The organism is Citrobacter sp. CF971 (genome assembly GCF_006385635.1).
GTDB lineage: Bacteria > Pseudomonadota > Gammaproteobacteria > Enterobacterales > Enterobacteriaceae > Citrobacter > Citrobacter freundii.
On record NZ_CP041051.1, the window covers coordinates 4,818,302 to 4,836,135 of the forward strand.

19 protein-coding genes are annotated in these 17,834 nt (G+C 52.8%); 12 read left to right on the plus strand and 7 right to left on the minus strand.

Annotated features, from left to right (window positions below; all coding sequences use genetic code 11):
• Window positions 1-73 precede the first annotated feature (73 nt).
• Window positions 74-1,351 (plus strand): lipid IV(A) 3-deoxy-D-manno-octulosonic acid transferase, encoded by a 1,278-nt coding sequence (gene waaA / locus E6P06_RS26850; protein ID WP_003837609.1) that lies wholly within the window; start codon window positions 74-76, stop codon window positions 1,349-1,351.
• Between the two features lie 8 nt (window positions 1,352-1,359).
• The gene (gene coaD / locus E6P06_RS26855) at window positions 1,360-1,839 is read left to right on the plus strand and encodes a pantetheine-phosphate adenylyltransferase (RefSeq protein ID WP_003024099.1); all 480 of its coding nucleotides are present in this window, start codon (window positions 1,360-1,362) and stop codon (window positions 1,837-1,839) included.
• A gap of 38 nt (window positions 1,840-1,877) precedes the next feature.
• Here the strand turns inward: coaD and mutM are convergent, their stop codons facing one another.
• The 4 genes from mutM to radC form a co-directional block, all read right to left on the minus strand.
• Window positions 1,878-2,687: a bifunctional DNA-formamidopyrimidine glycosylase/DNA-(apurinic or apyrimidinic site) lyase gene (gene mutM / locus E6P06_RS26860; RefSeq protein ID WP_003024097.1), complete on the minus strand. Its 810-nt coding sequence runs from the start codon at window positions 2,685-2,687 to the stop codon at window positions 1,878-1,880.
• A 98-nt stretch (window positions 2,688-2,785) separates the two neighbouring features.
• Window positions 2,786-2,953 carry a 50S ribosomal protein L33 gene (gene rpmG / locus E6P06_RS26865; protein WP_003024094.1) on the minus strand — a complete coding sequence of 56 codons (168 nt, stop codon included), beginning with the start codon at window positions 2,951-2,953 and terminating at the stop codon, window positions 2,786-2,788.
• A gap of 20 nt (window positions 2,954-2,973) precedes the next feature.
• Window positions 2,974-3,210 carry a 50S ribosomal protein L28 gene (rpmB, locus tag E6P06_RS26870; protein WP_003024071.1) on the minus strand — a complete coding sequence of 79 codons (237 nt, stop codon included), beginning with the start codon at window positions 3,208-3,210 and terminating at the stop codon, window positions 2,974-2,976.
• A 218-nt stretch (window positions 3,211-3,428) separates the two neighbouring features.
• Complete coding sequence (radC, locus tag E6P06_RS26875; protein ID WP_086504682.1) at window positions 3,429-4,094, minus strand: DNA repair protein RadC; 666 nt, start codon at window positions 4,092-4,094, stop codon at window positions 3,429-3,431.
• 171 nt (window positions 4,095-4,265) lie between these two features.
• Here radC and coaBC point away from each other — a divergent pair, with 171 nt between their 5' ends.
• The 3 genes from coaBC to slmA all read left to right on the plus strand — a co-directional run bounded on the left by coaBC (window position 4,266) and on the right by slmA (window position 6,635).
• Window positions 4,266-5,486: a bifunctional phosphopantothenoylcysteine decarboxylase/phosphopantothenate--cysteine ligase CoaBC gene (gene coaBC / locus E6P06_RS26880; protein ID WP_003024066.1), complete on the plus strand. Its 1,221-nt coding sequence runs from the start codon at window positions 4,266-4,268 to the stop codon at window positions 5,484-5,486.
• Window positions 5,464-5,922: a dUTP diphosphatase gene (gene dut, locus E6P06_RS26885; RefSeq protein ID WP_168199057.1), complete on the plus strand. Its 459-nt coding sequence runs from the start codon at window positions 5,464-5,466 to the stop codon at window positions 5,920-5,922. The genes coaBC and dut overlap by 23 nt, the downstream gene beginning before the upstream one ends.
• A gap of 116 nt (window positions 5,923-6,038) precedes the next feature.
• Window positions 6,039-6,635, plus strand: coding sequence for a nucleoid occlusion factor SlmA (gene slmA, locus E6P06_RS26890; protein WP_003024060.1), 597 nt, complete (start codon window positions 6,039-6,041; stop codon window positions 6,633-6,635).
• A gap of 82 nt (window positions 6,636-6,717) precedes the next feature.
• Here the strand turns inward: slmA and pyrE are convergent, their stop codons facing one another.
• Window positions 6,718-7,359: an orotate phosphoribosyltransferase gene (gene pyrE / locus E6P06_RS26895; protein ID WP_003837602.1), complete on the minus strand. Its 642-nt coding sequence runs from the start codon at window positions 7,357-7,359 to the stop codon at window positions 6,718-6,720.
• A gap of 64 nt (window positions 7,360-7,423) precedes the next feature.
• Window positions 7,424-8,140: a ribonuclease PH gene (gene rph / locus E6P06_RS26900; protein ID WP_003024054.1), complete on the minus strand. Its 717-nt coding sequence runs from the start codon at window positions 8,138-8,140 to the stop codon at window positions 7,424-7,426.
• A 125-nt stretch (window positions 8,141-8,265) separates the two neighbouring features.
• Here rph and E6P06_RS26905 point away from each other — a divergent pair, with 125 nt between their 5' ends.
• Both E6P06_RS26905 and E6P06_RS26910 read left to right on the plus strand, forming a co-directional pair.
• On the plus strand, window positions 8,266-9,129 hold the full coding sequence (locus E6P06_RS26905; protein WP_003024052.1) for a YicC/YloC family endoribonuclease: 864 nt from the start codon (window positions 8,266-8,268) through the stop codon (window positions 9,127-9,129).
• Window positions 9,130-9,388: 259 nt separating this feature from the next.
• Window positions 9,389-10,006 (plus strand): trimeric intracellular cation channel family protein, encoded by a 618-nt coding sequence (locus tag E6P06_RS26910; protein WP_003024049.1) that lies wholly within the window; start codon window positions 9,389-9,391, stop codon window positions 10,004-10,006.
• On the opposite strand, the gene ligB is transcribed toward E6P06_RS26910, so the two are convergent.
• Window positions 10,003-11,682 (minus strand): NAD-dependent DNA ligase LigB, encoded by a 1,680-nt coding sequence (ligB, locus tag E6P06_RS26915; RefSeq protein ID WP_139935864.1) that lies wholly within the window; start codon window positions 11,680-11,682, stop codon window positions 10,003-10,005. The two genes, E6P06_RS26910 and ligB, sit on opposite strands and share 4 nt — an antisense overlap.
• Before the next feature lie 261 nt (window positions 11,683-11,943).
• On the opposite strand from ligB, the gene gmk reads away from it, so the two are divergent.
• The 5 genes from gmk to recG are packed head-to-tail and all read left to right on the plus strand — an operon-like array spanning window position 11,944 to window position 17,817.
• Window positions 11,944-12,567, plus strand: coding sequence for a guanylate kinase (gmk, locus tag E6P06_RS26920; RefSeq protein WP_003024042.1), 624 nt, complete (start codon window positions 11,944-11,946; stop codon window positions 12,565-12,567).
• Between the two features lie 54 nt (window positions 12,568-12,621).
• A complete protein-coding gene (gene rpoZ, locus E6P06_RS26925; protein WP_000135058.1) occupies window positions 12,622-12,897 on the plus strand; it encodes a DNA-directed RNA polymerase subunit omega in 276 nt (91 codons plus the stop codon).
• 18 nt (window positions 12,898-12,915) lie between these two features.
• Complete coding sequence (gene spoT / locus E6P06_RS26930) at window positions 12,916-15,030, plus strand: bifunctional GTP diphosphokinase/guanosine-3',5'-bis pyrophosphate 3'-pyrophosphohydrolase (RefSeq protein WP_003024038.1); 2,115 nt, start codon at window positions 12,916-12,918, stop codon at window positions 15,028-15,030.
• 10 nt (window positions 15,031-15,040) lie between these two features.
• Window positions 15,041-15,730, plus strand: coding sequence for a tRNA (guanosine(18)-2'-O)-methyltransferase TrmH (gene trmH / locus E6P06_RS26935; protein WP_139935865.1), 690 nt, complete (start codon window positions 15,041-15,043; stop codon window positions 15,728-15,730).
• 5 nt (window positions 15,731-15,735) lie between these two features.
• Window positions 15,736-17,817, plus strand: a complete 2,082-nt coding sequence (recG, locus tag E6P06_RS26940) for an ATP-dependent DNA helicase RecG (protein WP_003837591.1) — start codon at window positions 15,736-15,738, stop codon at window positions 17,815-17,817.
• The last annotated feature ends 17 nt before the right edge of the window (window positions 17,818-17,834 follow it).

Consider the following 17,834-nt stretch of genomic DNA (forward strand, 5'->3'; position numbering starts at 1 on the left):
AATAGGAAAAGTATTGGTAAAGCCACAGCTAAATACATAGAATCCCCAGCACATTCATAAGTCAGCTACCATTATGCTCGAATTGCTTTACACCGCCCTTTTCTACCTTATTCAGCCTTTGATCTGGATACGGCTTTGGGTGCGCGGACGTAAGGCTCCGGCCTACCGTAAACGCTGGGGCGAACGCTACGGCTTTTATCGCCGCCCGCTAAAACCCGGCGGGATCATGCTTCATTCGGTTTCTGTGGGCGAAACGCTGGCTGCAATCCCATTAGTTCGCGCTCTGCGCCACCGTTATCCCGACTTGCCGATCACGGTCACCACTATGACGCCAACCGGTTCCGAGCGCGTACAATCTGCTTTTGGCACTGACGTTCAGCATATTTATCTGCCTTACGATTTACCGGATGCCCTGAACCGTTTTCTGAATAAAGTTGACCCCAAACTGGTGTTAATTATGGAAACCGAGCTGTGGCCAAATCTGATCGCGGCACTCCATAAGCGCCACATTCCTCTGGTTATTGCCAACGCACGTCTTTCTGCTCGTTCAGCAGCTGGCTATGCGAAATTAGGTAAATTTGTTGGCAGACTACTGCGTCGAATTACGTTAATTGCCGCACAAAACGAAGAAGATGGCGCACGTTTTATTACACTTGGTGCCAGAAGCAATCAGGTCACCGTTACTGGCAGCCTGAAGTTTGATATATCCGTCACGCCACAACTGGCCGCAAAAGCGGTGACATTACGTCGTCAATGGGCTCCTCACCGTCCGGTATGGATTGCAACCAGCACCCACGACGGCGAAGAAAGCATCATCATTGCCGCCCATCAGGCGTTATTAAATCAGTTCCCGAATCTTTTACTAATTCTGGTTCCCAGACATCCTGAACGGTTCCCGGATGCAATTAACCTCGTACGCCAGGCTGGGCTAAGCTATACCACTCGTTCTTCGGGTGAAGTTCCGTCCTCAGGCACTCAGGTTGTGATCGGCGATACCATGGGTGAGCTGATGTTGCTGTATGGCATTGCCGACCTTGCTTTTGTCGGCGGTTCACTGGTTGAACGTGGTGGGCACAATCCACTGGAAGCCGCGGCACATGCTATTCCAGTGCTGATGGGACCACATACGTTTAATTTTAAAGATATTTGCGCCCGCCTCGAACAGGCAAGCGGATTGATCACCGTCACCGACGCACCTACGCTGGTAAAAGAAGTATCTTCTTTACTGACCGATGCAGATTATCGTAATTTTTATGGCCGTCACGCAGTTGAAGTTCTGTATCAAAATCAGGGCGCGTTACAGCGTCTGCTGCAGCTGCTGGAACCTTATCTGCCACCCAAAACGCATTGAGGCAAGCCATGCAAAAACGGGCGATTTATCCAGGAACCTTTGATCCCATAACTAACGGCCATCTTGATATCGTGACGCGTGCGACCAGCATGTTCGATCACGTGATCCTGGCGATTGCTGCAAGTCCCAGTAAAAAACCGATGTTTACCCTTGAAGAGCGCGTCGAGCTGGCGCAACAGGCAACGGCGCATCTCGGCAATGTGGAAGTTCTGGGATTCAGCGACTTAATGGCAAATTTTGCCCGTGATAATCAGGCTAACATTCTGATCCGAGGCCTACGCGCGGTAGCAGATTTTGAGTATGAAATGCAGCTGGCGCACATGAACCGCCACCTAATGCCGCAACTGGAAAGCGTCTTTCTGATGCCGTCTAAAGAGTGGTCATTTATCTCATCGTCACTGGTGAAAGAAGTCGCCCGCCATCAGGGTGATGTGACGCACTTTCTGCCGGAAAACGTCCATCAGGCGTTAATGAGTAAGTTGAAGTAATGTGCCTGGCCGGATGCTGCATCCGGCCAGCAATGACACTATTTCTGACAGCGACGGCAATAGAACGTTGTACGCTGGGCGTGTTTTGTCGCAACAATCGGTGCGCCACATGCGCGGCAAGGTTCACCTTCTCTCCCATAGACCTGCAGCTCCTGGGCAAAATAGCCCGGCTTACCGTCACTTTGCAGAAAGTCCTTCAGCGTCGTCCCGCCCTGCTCGATAGAACGCAGCAAAACCGCCTTGATAACGCGTACCAGCAGTTCGCACTCATCCTGTGACAGCGATGACGCCAGACGGTCAGGATGGATACCAGCCGCAAACAGCGACTCGCTGGCATAGATGTTTCCCACCCCCACCACTAACTTGTTATCCATCAGCCAGGGTTTAATCGCCGTTTTCTTCTTTGCACATTTCTGCTGTAGATAACCGGCGTTGAAATCGTCACTCAGCGGCTCAGGGCCAAGATGGGCGAGGACATTATGTCCATCCAGCTCTTTAGTCCACAGCCAGGCACCAAAGCGACGGGGATCGGTATAACGCAGAACTTTGCCATTGCTCATCACTAAGTCAACGTGGTCGTGCTTATCTGCCGGAAGCTCTTCAGGAAGGATACGCAAACTACCCGACATCCCCAGATGAATGATTACCCAGCCATCCGGCAGCTCCAGAAGCAGGTATTTTGCGCGCCGCTGTACGCTCAGGACAGGTTTATCGCTCAGGCGATAGATTTCCTCTGATACCGGCCAACGCAAACGACCGTTACGCACAGTCGCGTGCATAATCGTTGCCCCCACCAGATGCGGCTCAATCCCACGGCGACTGGTTTCGACTTCAGGTAATTCAGGCATAGTATCTCCGGCGGTGTATCAGGTCTCATTTATATGGGGACGGCCAGAAAACAAAAAACCCCGCCGAGGCGAGGTTTTTTGCTACATCGAAACTAAAATTATTTGATTTTAGCTTCTTTGTACAGTACGTGCTGGCGTACAACTGGATCGAATTTTTTCAGTTCCAGTTTTTCCGGCTTAGTACGTTTGTTCTTCGTAGTGGTATAGAAATGACCAGTACCAGCAGAAGAAACCAGCTTGATTTTCTCACGAATACCTTTAGCCATGATTTATTTCCTCTTAGTACTTAGTACTTTTCGCCACGGGCACGCAGTTCAGACAGAACTGTTTCGATGCCTTTCTTATCAATTACACGCATACCTTTAGCAGATACACGCAGGGTGACAAAACGCTTCTCGCTCTCAACCCAGAAACGGTGAGAGTGCAGGTTCGGCAGGAAACGGCGTTTAGTCGCGTTCAGTGCGTGGGAACGGTTGTTACCGGTCACCGGACGCTTGCCAGTAACTTGGCAGACTCGGGACATGTCTATTCTCCAAAAATCAAATTAGCTCGAGCTTCGTATGGGGTATCGGCGCCTCGTCAGGCTTTACAGCCCGGTCATCGCATAGTTCTAAGTGAACTCTCGATTGCCAGGCCCAAATGCCAAACCCGAGATTCTCAAAGGTGGCGTAGTATACGCTGACCCGGCGTTATGCTCAAGTCCCGAACAGACAAAGATCCCGATGGATCGCGTAAAGTGCGTTAAATCCAACCGCGTTCCGCAAAAGAAACGTACTCTCCGCGCCCAATGACCAGATGATCAAGCACCCGGATATCCATGAACTGACAGCATTTCACAACACGCTCGGTGATGAGTTTATCTGCTTTACTCGGCTCTGCACACCCCGAAGGGTGATTATGAGCAAGGATCACGGCGGAAGCATTCATTTTTATCGCTTCGCGGACAATTTCTCGCGGATGTACCTCGACGTGGCTTAGTGTCCCGGAAAAAAGTTTGCTGTGTTTAATCACTTGATGTTGAGAATCCATAAAGATCACCAGAAAGATCTCGCGTTCCTCTTGCGAGAGCTGGCTTTGCAGAAATTCACGCGCCATTTCCGGGCTAAGTAGGGCACGCTCCTCTATCACTCGCACGTTGTAGTAGCGTCTTGCCAGCTCCGCAATACCCTTCAACTGTGCGTACTTCGCGATACCGATTCCCGAAACATAGCTAAAATCCATGTAATCAGCAGACAACAAACCATACAACGACTCAAAATGCTGAAGCATCTCTTTCGCCAGCGTAAGCACATCTTTACCCTGAATGCCGGTACGTAAAAAAAGCGCCAGTAACTCAACATCGGTCAGCGAACTGGCCCCCTGTGCCAACAGCTTTTCCCTGGGCATCATACTTCCTGTATTGTCCATACTTTTCCCTCCTTTCGCGTCCGCATAGTGGCATAACACCGACGGTGAATCGACGCGCTGTTTTCACTTCTTCGTAGTGCCTCGCAAAGTAGAAGGCGGTCAAAAGCACGACAAATTGCGGATTGTGATAAAATATCCGCCTTCTGGTGAAACCCAACAGGAAAGATCATGATGAGCCTGGCCGGTAAAAAAATCGTACTTGGCGTCAGTGGCGGTATTGCTGCGTACAAAACCCCTGAGCTGGTGCGTCGTTTACGGGAACGCGGCGCTGACGTCCGCGTGGCGATGACCGAAGCGGCAAAAGCATTTATTACTCCCCTGAGTTTACAGGCAGTTTCAGGTTATCCCGTTTCCGACAGCCTGCTTGATCCCGCAGCCGAAGCTGCGATGGGCCACATTGAGCTGGGAAAATGGGCCGATTTGGTCATCCTGGCGCCCGCTACAGCAGACCTGATTGCTCGTGTCGCCGCAGGTATGGCCAACGACCTGGTGTCAACGATTTGTCTGGCAACGCCTGCTTCTGTTGCTGTACTGCCAGCCATGAACCAGCAGATGTATCGCGCAGCCGCGACCCAGCACAATCTGGGTATTCTTGCCTCACGCGGTTTGCTCATTTGGGGCCCAGACAGCGGTAGCCAGGCATGTGGCGATGTCGGTCCTGGACGTATGCTGGATCCGTTAACGATTGTGGATATGGCGGCAGAACATTTTTCGCCTGTCAACGATCTGCAACATCTCAACATCATGATTACGGCGGGTCCAACGCGTGAACCGCTTGATCCCGTGCGTTATATTTCCAACCATAGCTCCGGGAAGATGGGATTTGCTATCGCGGCCGCTGCAGCAAAGCGCGGGGCAAACGTCACACTGGTGTCGGGTCCGGTTTCGTTATCCACACCACCATTTGTTCAGCGGGTTGATGTGATGACCGCGTTGGAAATGGAAGCCGCTGTGCAGTCTGCAGTGCAACAACAGCATATTTTTATCGGCTGCGCTGCAGTCGCTGATTATCGCGCTGAAACTGTCGCCCACGAAAAAATAAAAAAACAAGCGACGCAGGGTGATGAATTAACTGTAAAAATGGTCAAAAACCCGGACATTATCGCCGGTGTTGCCGCACTGGATGCTAACCGTCCTTTTGTCGTTGGGTTTGCCGCCGAAACAAATAATGTGGAAGAATATGCCCGGCAAAAACGCATCCGCAAAAACCTTGATGTGATCTGTGCGAACGACGTTTCGCTGTCAACTCAAGGGTTTAACAGCGATAGCAACGCATTACACCTTTTTTGGCAGGATGGAGACAAAGTCTTACCGCTTGAGCGTAAAGAACTCCTGGGCCAATTATTACTCGACGAGATCGTGACCCGTTATGATGAAAAAAATCGACGTTAAGATTCTGGACCCGCGCGTAGGGCAACAATTTCCGCTCCCGACGTACGCCACTTCTGGTTCTGCCGGACTTGACCTGCGTGCTTGTCTTGATGACGCCGTAGAACTGGCACCGGGCGCAACAACGCTGGTGCCAACCGGGTTAGCTATCCACATTGCCGATCCTTCTCTGGCAGCGGTGATGCTCCCGCGCTCCGGATTGGGCCATAAGCACGGTATCGTGCTGGGCAATCTGGTTGGTTTGATTGATTCCGACTACCAGGGCCAACTGATGGTGTCCATCTGGAACCGTGGTCAGGACAGCTTCACTATTGAGCCGGGCGAACGTATCGCGCAGATGGTATTTGTACCGGTCGTGCAGGCTGAATTTAATCTGGTGGAAGAGTTTGAAACCACCGATCGTGGCGAAGGTGGCTTCGGCCATTCCGGGCGCAAGTAACCCGCAGAAAAGTATCCCATAGCGTAATAACGCAATAACACACCGCAAACAACAGTTTGCGGTCGCTGTGTGGATGCCTGCCTGGCAAGAGCTTATTTTCAGGGGTATTTTGTAACATGGTAGAAAAGCAAACTGCGAAAAGGAATCGTCGCGAAGAAATACTTCAGTCTCTGGCACTGATGCTTGAGTCCAGCGATGGTAGCCAACGCATCACCACAGCAAAGCTGGCAGCCTCAGTTGGCGTATCCGAAGCGGCATTGTATCGCCATTTTCCCAGCAAGACTCGCATGTTCGATAGCCTGATTGAGTTTATCGAAGATAGTCTGATTACCCGTATCAATCTGATTTTGAAAGATGAAAAGGACACCAGCGCGCGTCTGCGTCTGATCGTTCTGCTGATTTTAGGGTTTGGTGAGCGTAATCCGGGCCTGACGCGAATTCTGACCGGACACGCGTTGATGTTCGAGCAAGACCGTCTGCAAGGTCGCATTAACCAACTTTTTGAGCGCATTGAAGCGCAGTTGCGCCAGGTTCTACGAGAAAAAAGAATGCGTGAAGGTGAAGGCTACACCGTGGATGAAACGCTGCTGGCCAGCCAGTTACTGGCTTTCTGCGAAGGTATGCTATCCCGGTTTGTACGTAGCGAATTTAAATACCGCCCAACGGATGATTTTGACACCCGCTGGCCGTTGGTTGCCGCTCAATTGCAGTAGCGATTTCGTCTTGTCCGGCCTACGTATACCGTAGGCCCGGTAAGTGCGTAGGCCGGATCAGCGCAGCGCTATCCGGCTGTCCTTATACACCGTATGCTTCGCGATAAGCTCGTACTGCCACCAGGTGCTCCGCCATCTCCGGTTTCTCTTCCAGATACGCAATCAGGTCTTTCAGGGTGATAATAGAGATCACTTTGCAACCGTAATCACGTTCCACTTCCTGAATAGCGGAAATCTCGCCGCGACCGCGTTCCTGACGATCGAGAGAAATCAGTACCCCCGCCAGAGTGGCGCCATTCGCCTGGATAATTTCCATCGACTCACGAATCGCCGTACCTGCGGTGATAACATCATCCACCAGCATCACGCGCCCCTCAAGTGCACTACCGACCAGATTGCCACCTTCACCGTGGGTCTTCGCCTCTTTACGGTTAAAGCAGTACGGCAAATCTTTATCGTGGTGTTCAGCCAGCGCAACGGCCGTTGTAGTCGCAATCGGAATACCTTTGTACGCTGGACCAAACAGCAAATCGAACTCAATACCGGAATCCACCAGCGCTTCGGCGTAAAAACGGCCTAACAGAGCCAGGTCGCGCCCGGTATTAAACAGTCCGGCGTTGAAGAAATAGGGGCTTTTACGCCCGGATTTCAGCGTAAACTCGCCAAACTTTAGTACCTGCTTGCTAAGCGCAAACTCAATAAACTGGCGCTGATACGGTTTCATGGATTCGCTCCTCATCTCACTTTATTACAGACAAAAAAAAGGCGACTCATCAGTCGCCTTTAAATCAATTTTCTAACGCCGCCTTCTGCGTCGCTACAATGGATTCGATTCCCCCTCGGGCTAACGCCAGTAGGGTGAGAAGTTCTTCATGGCTGAATGGCTCACCTTCCGCCGTGCCCTGAACCTCTATAATGCGACCGTCTTCAGTCATCACTACGTTCATATCGGTTTCTGCAGCAGAGTCTTCAACGTACTCAAGGTCACAGAGTGCTTCACCGTTCACAATGCCCACGGAAACCGCGGCGACCATCCCTTTCATCGGGTTAGTTTTCAGTTTACCGCTCGCGACCAGCTTGTTCAGCGCATCAGCTAACGCAACACATGCACCGGTAATTGATGCAGTGCGCGTACCGCCATCGGCCTGGATAACATCGCAGTCCAGCGTAATGGTGAACTCACCGAGCGTCTTCAGGTCAACGGCAGCGCGCAGCGCACGAGCGATCAGACGCTGGATTTCCATGGTACGACCGCCCTGCTTACCTTTTGCTGCTTCACGGGCGTTACGGGTGTGTGTGGCGCGTGGCAGCATGCCGTATTCTGCGGTGATCCAACCCTGGCCCTGACCTTTCAGAAAACGCGGTACGCCTTCATCAATAGAAGCGGTACATAGCACTTTGGTATCACCAAATTCGACCAGCACGGAGCCTTCAGCGTGTTTTGTATAATTACGGGTCAGGGTGACGGGACGCACCTGATTGGCACTACGACCTGCTGGACGCATGATAAAATCTCCGGCTTGAAACGAATGTGGCTGCGCATTATACGGACTTCCGACTGTTATTCCTATCCTGACAAGACGTGGATGGCTATAATCCTCCCATCTCATCTTTAAAAACAGGAACGTCTATGATCCGCAGCATGACCGCTTACGCCCGGCGTGAAATCAAGGGTGAATGGGGTAGCGCTACCTGGGAAATGCGCTCGGTAAACCAGCGTTATCTGGAAACTTATTTTCGCCTGCCGGAGCAGTTCCGTAGTCTCGAACCCGTAGTTCGCGAACGTATTCGCACGCGTCTGACGCGCGGTAAAGTCGAATGTACGCTGCGTTTTGAGCCTGATGCCAGTGCACAAGGCGAGCTGATTCTGAATGAAAAACTCGCTAAACAGCTCGTTAGCGCTGCTAACTGGGTCAAAATGCAGAGTGATGAAGGTGAAATTAACCCGGTTGATATCCTGCGTTGGCCAGGCGTAATGGCAGCCCAGGAGCAAGATCTGGACGCCATTGCCGCCGAAATCCTCGCCGCGCTTGACGGTACGCTGGATGACTTTATCGTTGCGCGTGAAACCGAAGGTCAGGCACTGAAGGCGTTGATCGAGCAGCGTCTGGAAGGCGTCAGCGCTGAAGTCACAAAAGTGCGCGCACATATGCCGGAAATCCTGCAATGGCAGCGCGAGCGTCTGGTAGCCAAACTGGAAGATGCTCAGGTGCAGCTGGAAAATAACCGCCTTGAGCAAGAGCTGGTGCTGATGGCACAGCGTATCGACGTGGCTGAAGAACTGGATCGCCTGGAAGCTCACGTCAAAGAAACCTACAACATTCTGAAGAAAAAAGAGGCGGTTGGCCGTCGTCTGGACTTCATGATGCAGGAATTCAACCGTGAGTCGAATACTCTGGCATCGAAGTCTATCAATGCCGAAGTGACTAACTCCGCAATTGAACTGAAGGTATTGATCGAGCAAATGCGCGAGCAAATTCAGAATATCGAGTAAGTCACCATCTCACGTAGCCCGTCAATAAACGGCGGCGCTACGTGCTTTTCCCGACGCTATCAGTTCTCATCTATGCGATCAGACTTATATTTTCTCATCATTTATTGTCACCACTCATATCACAAAGCGCATGCCATAACGTGTTTACAACAATTTCGCATTAGCTGTAGTTATTAGAATCACTTCACCTTAGAAAATCTCAATCGTGACAGTGCGCACAAATCGTTAACCTTAGCCCCCAGCAAATCAGGGGGAATACATGCTGTTACACGTTTTATACTTAATTGGTATTACTGCCGAAGCCATGACCGGTGCGCTTGCGGCTGGGCGTCGTCGTATGGATACATTTGGCGTCATTATCATTGCCACCGCGACAGCCATTGGCGGTGGTTCAGTACGCGATATTCTTCTCGGCCATTATCCGCTCGGCTGGGTAAAGCACCCTGAATACGTCATTATCGTAGCCACTGCCGCGGTACTGACCACTATTATTGCTCCCGTGATGCCCTATCTGCGCAAAATATTCCTCGTACTGGATGCGCTGGGCCTGGTGGTCTTTTCTATTATCGGGGCTCAGGTGGCACTGGATATGGGCCATGGACCGATTATCGCCGTGGTCGCTGCGGTCACTACCGGGGTTTTCGGCGGCGTATTACGCGATATGTTCTGCAAACGCATCCCGCTGGTGTTCCAGAAAGAACTGTATGCCGGCGTATCATTTGCCGCTGCCGTGCTGTACATCGTGCTGCAGCATTATGTCTCCAGTCATGATGTGGTAGTTATCTCTACCCTGCTCTTCGGCTTTACCGCCCGACTACTGGCGCTGCGCCTGAAGTTAGGTCTGCCAGTATTTTACTATCGCCATGAAGGCCATTAAGGCATAAAGCCCGCGATCCGCTGAGCAGCTAACCAGTTGCTCAGCGCTGTGACCTCTCGATCCTCCAGCCACTGCATAACCTGCCGTGCCCGCTGCTCCCCCATGAAAGGAAGCTGCCGCCAGCTTTGTTCATCGCGTTCTTGCAATTGCTGCCACGAACCATCCCGGCTGGCATTCAGCGTTGCCTGTGTTAACGGTATTCCCATGGCAATCACCCAGCGCGTGAACGGAAGATCGCGTGACAGGTTGAATTGATGCCATAACTTCTCCCCTTTGCTTACACCAAATGTGGACTGTAGTTGTTCCTGAGTTAGCCCGAGCCAGGAAAAGATATGCTCAAAACGATACGCCTGGTGGAGCTCCCGCCATCCCGCCTCTCCGATGCCCTCCAGCCCCAGCACCTCTTTGGTCCCCAGCCAGACCAGTCTGGCAACAAACTGTTCCTGGCACTCCGCTGTGGCATAAAAACAGGTTAATGAATTGAAGCGCCCCTCAGGTGGCACTGGCTTAATACGCTGGGTACTGCGCCAGACCACCTCATCTATACGGGGGATCCCTTGTCCGGCCAGGCTCACCAGAATCTGATCGCCAGGCGCGATATCCCATTCATTCCAGCGTCGAACGGAGCCAATATTGACGCGCTGTACGCGTTTATCATCCAGCATGACGGGAGTCAGCAATGCTACCACCGCAATTTTCCCGCTTTTACCAACGGAGAACTGAATACCGGTTACCTCAGATACCCTGGCCACGGGAGGATATTTCCACGCAGCCAGCCAGTCTCCCTGTCCGGGTAGCCAGTATCGCGCCTGCGGCTCTTTTCCTGTTCGCACGACCACGCCATCAGTGACAAAAGGTAATCCTGAAGTCCACCACTTTGCTCGCACTTGCTCTACGTCATCCGCACTCTTCACGGCCTTGGTAAAATGTTGCGTGAAACTGAACCCGGCAGCAGTGAGCTGCTCCAGTCTTTCAGACATGACCGCAGGACCATCGGGCCAGGCCCAGATAAAAATAGCCAGCGAGCCTAATAATTCCTGATTGCTCTGGCGCATCATCAATCCAGCAACCTTCGAGCGGGCGTTCATTCCCCCTCTCTGCTTCTGAATATGCCCCTCTTGCTGCAAAAAAATCTCACCTTGCAACGTACTGTTAGCGAGATTCCCCTTGGTGGAATGTGGTACGGAAGGGATCTGAAGAACCTTTTGCGTCCAGTCTTCGCCTTTCAGGCCATTACCACGGCTAATCGCCCGTACCAGATTGCCATTGCGATAGACTAACGTCACTGCCACGCCATCCACCTTCGGTTGCACCCAGAGATCGCTGCGCGCGTGCATCCATTGCTGTAGCGCTTGCTTATCGGCAAGTTTTCGAACACCCGTGTGGGGAACGGGGTGCGATACTGTGCCACCCATTGGTGGCGCAGACAGATCTGGTGGAACTTCATCACCAAAACAGCGCTGCCATTGAATTAGTTGCGCATTGAGCTGGTCATAAACGCCGTCATCTACGGCACTTTCACCCTGTTTCCAGTAACTGTCATTCCACTGTGTTATCTGCTGCTGTAGTCGTGAAATTTCCTCGTTTGCCCTGGCAGGCGACCAGACGGGGCATACCGCCCATGCGGGTAGATACCCCATTAGCAAAACCAGCCCTATGCCTTTCCATAATCCCATGTTACCTCCGCTGAGCACTGCATTTCCTGGCAGGTATAGCGCGAAATAATAGGGAAACAGAGCGGCAAAAAAGCATCCTGCGAGCACCGTTCCTGACATTTGCACGTATTGCTGCAAATCATCGATAAAACAGGAAACTGATACGCAAAACGCAATAAACATGCGCAAAAAGTGTGACAAGGGCTACGTCACATAGCGGCTACGTGTATAATAAGCCCGTATGTAGGCTCTCTTTCGACAATCACATACATTAAGATACTCATGGCTCAAGGCACGCTTTATATTGTTTCTGCCCCCAGTGGCGCGGGTAAATCCAGCCTGATTCAGGCTTTATTAAAGACCCAACCGTTGTATGACACCCAGGTTTCTGTTTCGCACACCACGCGCGCACCGCGCCCGGGGGAAGTGCACGGTGAACACTATTTTTTTGTGAACCATGATGAATTCAGAACCATGATTGGCAGAGACGCGTTCCTGGAACACGCGGAGGTTTTCGGTAATTACTACGGCACCTCACGTGAAACCATTGAGCAAGTATTAGCATCCGGCGTAGACGTCTTTTTAGATATCGACTGGCAAGGTGCGCAGCAAATTCGCGAAAAAATGCCGCATGCGCGCAGTATTTTTATTTTGCCGCCATCTAAGATTGAGCTGGACCGCCGTCTGCGTGGCCGCGGTCAGGATAGCGAAGACGTGATCGCAAAACGTATGGCGCAAGCTGTTGCAGAAATGAGCCATTACGCCGAATATGATTATCTTATTGTGAACGATGATTTCGATACCGCCCTGGGCGATTTGAAAACCATCATTCGCGCCGAACGTCTGCGCATGAGCCGCCAAAAGCAGCGTCATGACGCTTTAATCAGCAAACTGTTGGCAGACTGAACCCACATTCAGTATCATGCCCAGTCATTTCTTCACCTGTGGAGCATTTTAAGTATGGCACGCGTAACTGTTCAGGACGCTGTAGAGAAAATTGGTAACCGTTTTGACCTGGTACTGGTCGCCGCGCGTCGCGCTCGTCAGATGCAGGTAGGCGGAAAGGATCCGCTCGTACCGGAAGAAAACGATAAAACTACCGTTATCGCGCTGCGCGAAATCGAAGAAGGTCTGATCAACAACCAGATCCTCGACGTGCGTGAGCGCCAGGAACAGCAAGAGCAGGAAGCCGCTGAATTACAAGCCGTTACCGCTATTGCTGAAGGTCGTCGTTAATCACAAAGCGGGTCGCCCTTGTATCTGTTTGAAAGCCTGAATCAACTGATTCAAAACTACCTGCCGGAAGACCAGATTAAGCGTCTTCGGCAGGCGTATCTCGTTGCACGTGACGCTCACGAGGGCCAGACACGTTCAAGCGGTGAACCCTATATCACGCACCCGGTAGCGGTAGCCTGTATTCTGGCCGAGATGAAACTCGACTACGAAACGCTGATGGCTGCGCTGCTGCATGACGTGATTGAAGATACCCCTGCCACCTATCAGGACATGGAACAGCTTTTTGGTAAAAGCGTTGCAGAGCTGGTAGAAGGGGTATCGAAGCTTGATAAGCTTAAGTTTCGCGATAAGAAAGAGGCGCAAGCCGAAAACTTTCGCAAGATGATTATGGCGATGGTGCAGGATATCCGCGTCATTCTCATCAAACTTGCCGACCGTACCCACAATATGCGCACGCTGGGCTCATTACGCCCGGACAAGCGTCGCCGCATCGCCCGTGAAACCCTCGAAATCTATAGTCCGCTGGCACACCGTTTAGGTATTCATCACATTAAAACCGAGCTGGAAGAGCTGGGTTTTGAAGCGCTGTACCCGAACCGCTATCGCGTGATTAAAGAAGTGGTTAAAGCCGCTCGCGGCAACCGCAAAGAGATGATCCAAAAAATCCTCTCGGAAATCGAAGGGCGTTTGCAGGAGGCAGGTATTCCGTGTCGCGTAAGCGGGCGTGAGAAGCACCTGTACTCTATTTACTGCAAAATGGTGCTCAAAGAGCAGCGTTTTCACTCCATCATGGATATCTACGCATTTCGCGTCATCGTTCATGATTCCGATACCTGCTATCGCGTACTCGGCCAGATGCACAGCCTGTACAAACCACGTCCTGGCCGCGTGAAAGACTATATTGCCATCCCAAAAGCGAACGGATATCAGTCTTTGCACACCTCAATGATCGGCCCTCATGGCGTCCCGGTTGAAGTACAGATTCGTACTGAAGACATGGACCAGATGGCAGAGATGGGTGTCGCAGCGCACTGGGCTTACAAAGAGCACGGCGGCGAAAGCAGCACCACTGCGCAAATCCGCGCTCAACGCTGGATGCAAAGCCTGCTGGAACTGCAGCAGAGCGCCGGTAGCTCGTTTGAATTTATTGAAAGCGTTAAATCTGATCTCTTCCCGGATGAGATTTATGTTTTCACACCGGAAGGGCGCATTGTCGAACTGCCCGCCGGTGCAACGCCTGTCGACTTCGCCTACGCCGTGCATACCGATATCGGTCACGCTTGCGTCGGCGCGCGCGTCGACAGACAGCCTTACCCGCTTTCACAACCGCTCTTTAGCGGTCAGACAGTTGAGATTATTACCGCCCCGGGTGCGCGCCCGAATGCCGCGTGGCTCAACTTCGTCGTCAGTTCGAAAGCGCGCGCCAAGATTCGCCAACTGCTGAAAAACCTCAAGCGCGATGATTCCGTCAGTCTGGGCCGTCGACTGCTCAACCATGCCCTGGGCGGTAGCCGTAAACTGGCTGAGATCCCGCCAGAGAGCATCCAGCGTGAGCTTGAGCGCATGAAGCTCGCCACTCTTGACGATCTGCTCGCAGAAATCGGTCTGGGTAATGCCATGAGCGTGGTGGTAGCGAAAAACCTCCAGCAGGGCGAAGCAACAGCGAACGTACCGGCACAATCTGGCCATGGTCATCTGCCGATCAAAGGTGCAGACGGCGTGCTGATCACCTTCGCGAAATGCTGCCGTCCAATTCCAGGCGATCCCATCATTGCCCACGTCAGTCCGGGTAAAGGTCTGGTGATTCACCATGAGTCCTGCCGTAATATTCGTGGCTACCAGAAAGAGCCAGAGAAATTTATGGCGGTGGAATGGGATAAAGAAACAGAGCAGGAATTCATCACTGAGATTAAGGTGGATATGTTTAACCACCAGGGTGCTTTGGCGAACCTGACGGCGGCAATCAACACGACCACCTCCAATATTCAAAGCCTGAATACGGAAGAGAAAGATGGTCGCGTCTATAGCGCCTTTATTCGCTTGACCGCTCGCGATCGCGTGCACCTGGCGAATATCATGCGCAAAATCCGCGTCATGCCGGACGTGATAAAAGTCACCCGTAACCGTAACTAGAACGCGTTTTATGAATGAACAGCGCTATGCACGTATCCGCGAAATGCTCGCACGTCGTCAGCCAGATCTGACCGTCTGCATGGAAGAGGTCCACAAACCTCATAACGTTTCCGCTATCATTCGTACTGCAGATGCGGTCGGCGTGCATGAAGTCCACGCCGTCTGGCCGGGTAGCCGTATGCGCACCATGGCCTCTTCTGCCGCAGGCAGCAACAGTTGGGTGCAGGTGAAAACTCACCTTACTATTGGCGATGCGGTCACACATTTAAAAAACCGCGGCATGCAGGTTCTGGCAACTCATCTGTCAGATAAAGCCGTGGATTTTCGCGAGATTGATTACACACGCCCCACCTGCATCCTGATGGGCCAGGAGAAAACCGGCATCACTCAGGAAGCGTTGGATCTGGCTGATCAGGACATCATCATTCCCATGACTGGCATGGTGCAGTCGTTGAACGTTTCGGTCGCCTCCGCGCTGATTCTGTACGAAGCACAACGCCAGCGGCAAAACGCTGGGATGTACCGACGAGAAAACAGCATGCTGCTACAAGACGAGCAGCAGCGCTTACTGTTTGAAGGCGGTTATCCGGTGCTGGCGAATGTCGCTAAGCGCAAAGGTCTTCCCTACCCTCACGTAAACACGCAGGGCGAAATTGAAGCCGATGCAACGTGGTGGGCCACTATGCAGTCTGCGAGATAAACGCGATGAAAGGCCGTTTACTGGATGCCATCCCACTCAACTCTCTGACCGGCGTTGGCGCAGCGCAAAGCAGTAAACTGGCGAAAATTGGCCTGCACACCGTACAGGACCTCCTGCTACACCTCCCCCTGCGTTACGAAGACCGTACCCATCTGTACCCAATTGGCGAACTGCTGCCGGGCGTCTATGCCACCGTTGAAGGCGAAGTGCTGAACTGCAATATCACCTTCGGTGGCCGCCGGATGATGACCTGTCAGATCAGCGATGGCTCCGGCATTCTCACCATGCGCTTTTTCAACTTCAGCGCAGCAATGAAAAACAGCCTCGCCACCGGTCGCCGGGTGCTGGCCTACGGTGAAGCCAAACGCGGGAAATACGGCGCAGAGATGATCCACCCGGAATACCGTGTGCAGGGCGATCTCAGCACGCCGGAATTACAGGAAACGCTGACCCCTGTTTATCCGACTACCGAAGGCGTGAAGCAGGCCACGCTGCGCAAGCTGACCGATCAGGCACTGGATCTGCTCGATACTTGCGCCATTGCCGAACTGCTACCGCCAGAACTGTTACAGGGCATGATGAGCCTGCCCGAAGCACTGCGCACGTTGCACCGCCCCCCACCGTCGCTGCAACTCAGCGATCTGGAAACAGGACAACATCCGGCGCAGCGACGTCTGATTCTCGAAGAACTGCTGGCGCATAATCTCAGCATGCTGGCACTACGCGCCGGGGCACAGCGTTTTCATGCCCAGCCGCTGAGCGCAAACAATGCGCTGAAAGATAAGCTGTTGGCGGCGCTACCATTTAAACCGACTGGCGCACAGGCTCGCGTTACCGCGGAGATCGAACGTGATATGGCACTGGATGTCCCAATGATGCGCCTGGTACAGGGTGATGTCGGCTCAGGTAAAACGCTGGTTGCGGCGTTAGCCGCCCTGCGCGCTATCGCACATGGTAAGCAGGTTGCGCTGATGGCCCCCACCGAATTATTGGCTGAACAACATGCGAATAACTTCCGCAGCTGGTTCGCGCCGCTGGGCGTTGAAGTGGGCTGGCTGGCGGGCAAGCAGAAAGGCAAAGCGCGTCTGGCGCAACAGGAAGCCATCGCCAGCGGTCAGGTGCAGATGATTGTCGGTACCCATGCAATTTTCCAGGAACAGGTTCAGTTCAACGGTCTGGCACTGGTTATCATCGACGAACAGCACCGCTTCGGGGTGCATCAGCGTCTGGCGCTGTGGGAAAAAGGTCAGCAGCAGGGCTTCCACCCGCACCAGCTCATCATGACTGCCACGCCAATCCCGCGCACGCTGGCGATGACCGCCTATGCCGATCTCGACACCTCAGTAATTGATGAACTCCCACCGGGACGTACCCCGGTCACCACGGTGGCGATTCCGGATACCCGCCGCAGCGATATTATTGATCGCGTGCGCAACGCCTGTACCCACGAAGCGCGCCAGGCATACTGGGTCTGTACGCTGATTGAAGAGTCTGATCTGTTAGAAGCTCAGGCAGCAGAAGCAACGTGGGAAGAGCTTAAGATTGCGCTGCCAGAACTCAATATTGGCCTGGTACACGGCCGTATGAAGCCCGCCGAGAAGCAGTCAGTAATGGCGGCCTTTAAGCAGGGTGAACTGCATCTGTTGGTTGCCACCACGGTGATTGAAGTGGGCGTGGACGTGCCAAACGCCAGCCTGATGATTATTGAAAACCCGGAGCGCCTGGGCCTGGCCCAGCTGCATCAGCTACGTGGCCGCGTAGGTCGTGGCGCGGTAGCCTCCCACTGCGTCCTGCTGTACAAATCGCCGCTGTCTAAAACCGCGCAGAAACGCTTGCAGGTTCTGCGAGACAGCAACGACGGGTTCGTGATTGCGCAAAAAGATTTAGAGATTCGCGGCCCCGGCGAACTGTTAGGTACTCGCCAGACCGGAACGGCAGAATTCAAGGTCGCAGATTTACTGCGTGATCAGGCGATTATCCCGGAAGTTCAGCGCATTGCTCGCCATATTCACGAACGCTATCCGCAACAGGCCGTAGCGCTAATAGAGCGCTGGATGCCGGAAACCGAACGCTACTCCAACGCATAGTCGATTCATAGTGGCGG

Coding starts and splice junctions, on each gene's coding strand:
- pyrE (WP_003837602.1), bottom strand. CDS start 7,359: ATGAAACCGTATCAGCGCCAGTTTATTGAGTTTGCGCTTAGCAAGCAG.
- radC (WP_086504682.1), bottom strand. CDS start 4,094: ATGGACAATACAGGAAGTATGATGCCCAGGGAAAAGCTGTTGGCACAG.
- recG (WP_003837591.1), top strand. CDS start 15,736: ATGAAAGGCCGTTTACTGGATGCCATCCCACTCAACTCTCTGACCGGC.
- rph (WP_003024054.1), bottom strand. CDS start 8,140: ATGCGTCCAGCAGGTCGTAGTGCCAATCAGGTGCGTCCCGTCACCCTG.
- slmA (WP_003024060.1), top strand. CDS start 6,039: ATGGTAGAAAAGCAAACTGCGAAAAGGAATCGTCGCGAAGAAATACTT.
- E6P06_RS26905 (WP_003024052.1), top strand. CDS start 8,266: ATGATCCGCAGCATGACCGCTTACGCCCGGCGTGAAATCAAGGGTGAA.
- mutM (WP_003024097.1), bottom strand. CDS start 2,687: ATGCCTGAATTACCTGAAGTCGAAACCAGTCGCCGTGGGATTGAGCCG.
- waaA (WP_003837609.1), top strand. CDS start 74: ATGCTCGAATTGCTTTACACCGCCCTTTTCTACCTTATTCAGCCTTTG.
- dut (WP_168199057.1), top strand. CDS start 5,464: ATGATGAAAAAAATCGACGTTAAGATTCTGGACCCGCGCGTAGGGCAA.
- ligB (WP_139935864.1), bottom strand. CDS start 11,682: ATGGGATTATGGAAAGGCATAGGGCTGGTTTTGCTAATGGGGTATCTA.
- coaBC (WP_003024066.1), top strand. CDS start 4,266: ATGAGCCTGGCCGGTAAAAAAATCGTACTTGGCGTCAGTGGCGGTATT.
- rpmG (WP_003024094.1), bottom strand. CDS start 2,953: ATGGCTAAAGGTATTCGTGAGAAAATCAAGCTGGTTTCTTCTGCTGGT.
- E6P06_RS26910 (WP_003024049.1), top strand. CDS start 9,389: ATGCTGTTACACGTTTTATACTTAATTGGTATTACTGCCGAAGCCATG.
- trmH (WP_139935865.1), top strand. CDS start 15,041: ATGAATGAACAGCGCTATGCACGTATCCGCGAAATGCTCGCACGTCGT.
- rpoZ (WP_000135058.1), top strand. CDS start 12,622: ATGGCACGCGTAACTGTTCAGGACGCTGTAGAGAAAATTGGTAACCGT.
- coaD (WP_003024099.1), top strand. CDS start 1,360: ATGCAAAAACGGGCGATTTATCCAGGAACCTTTGATCCCATAACTAAC.
- gmk (WP_003024042.1), top strand. CDS start 11,944: ATGGCTCAAGGCACGCTTTATATTGTTTCTGCCCCCAGTGGCGCGGGT.
- rpmB (WP_003024071.1), bottom strand. CDS start 3,210: ATGTCCCGAGTCTGCCAAGTTACTGGCAAGCGTCCGGTGACCGGTAAC.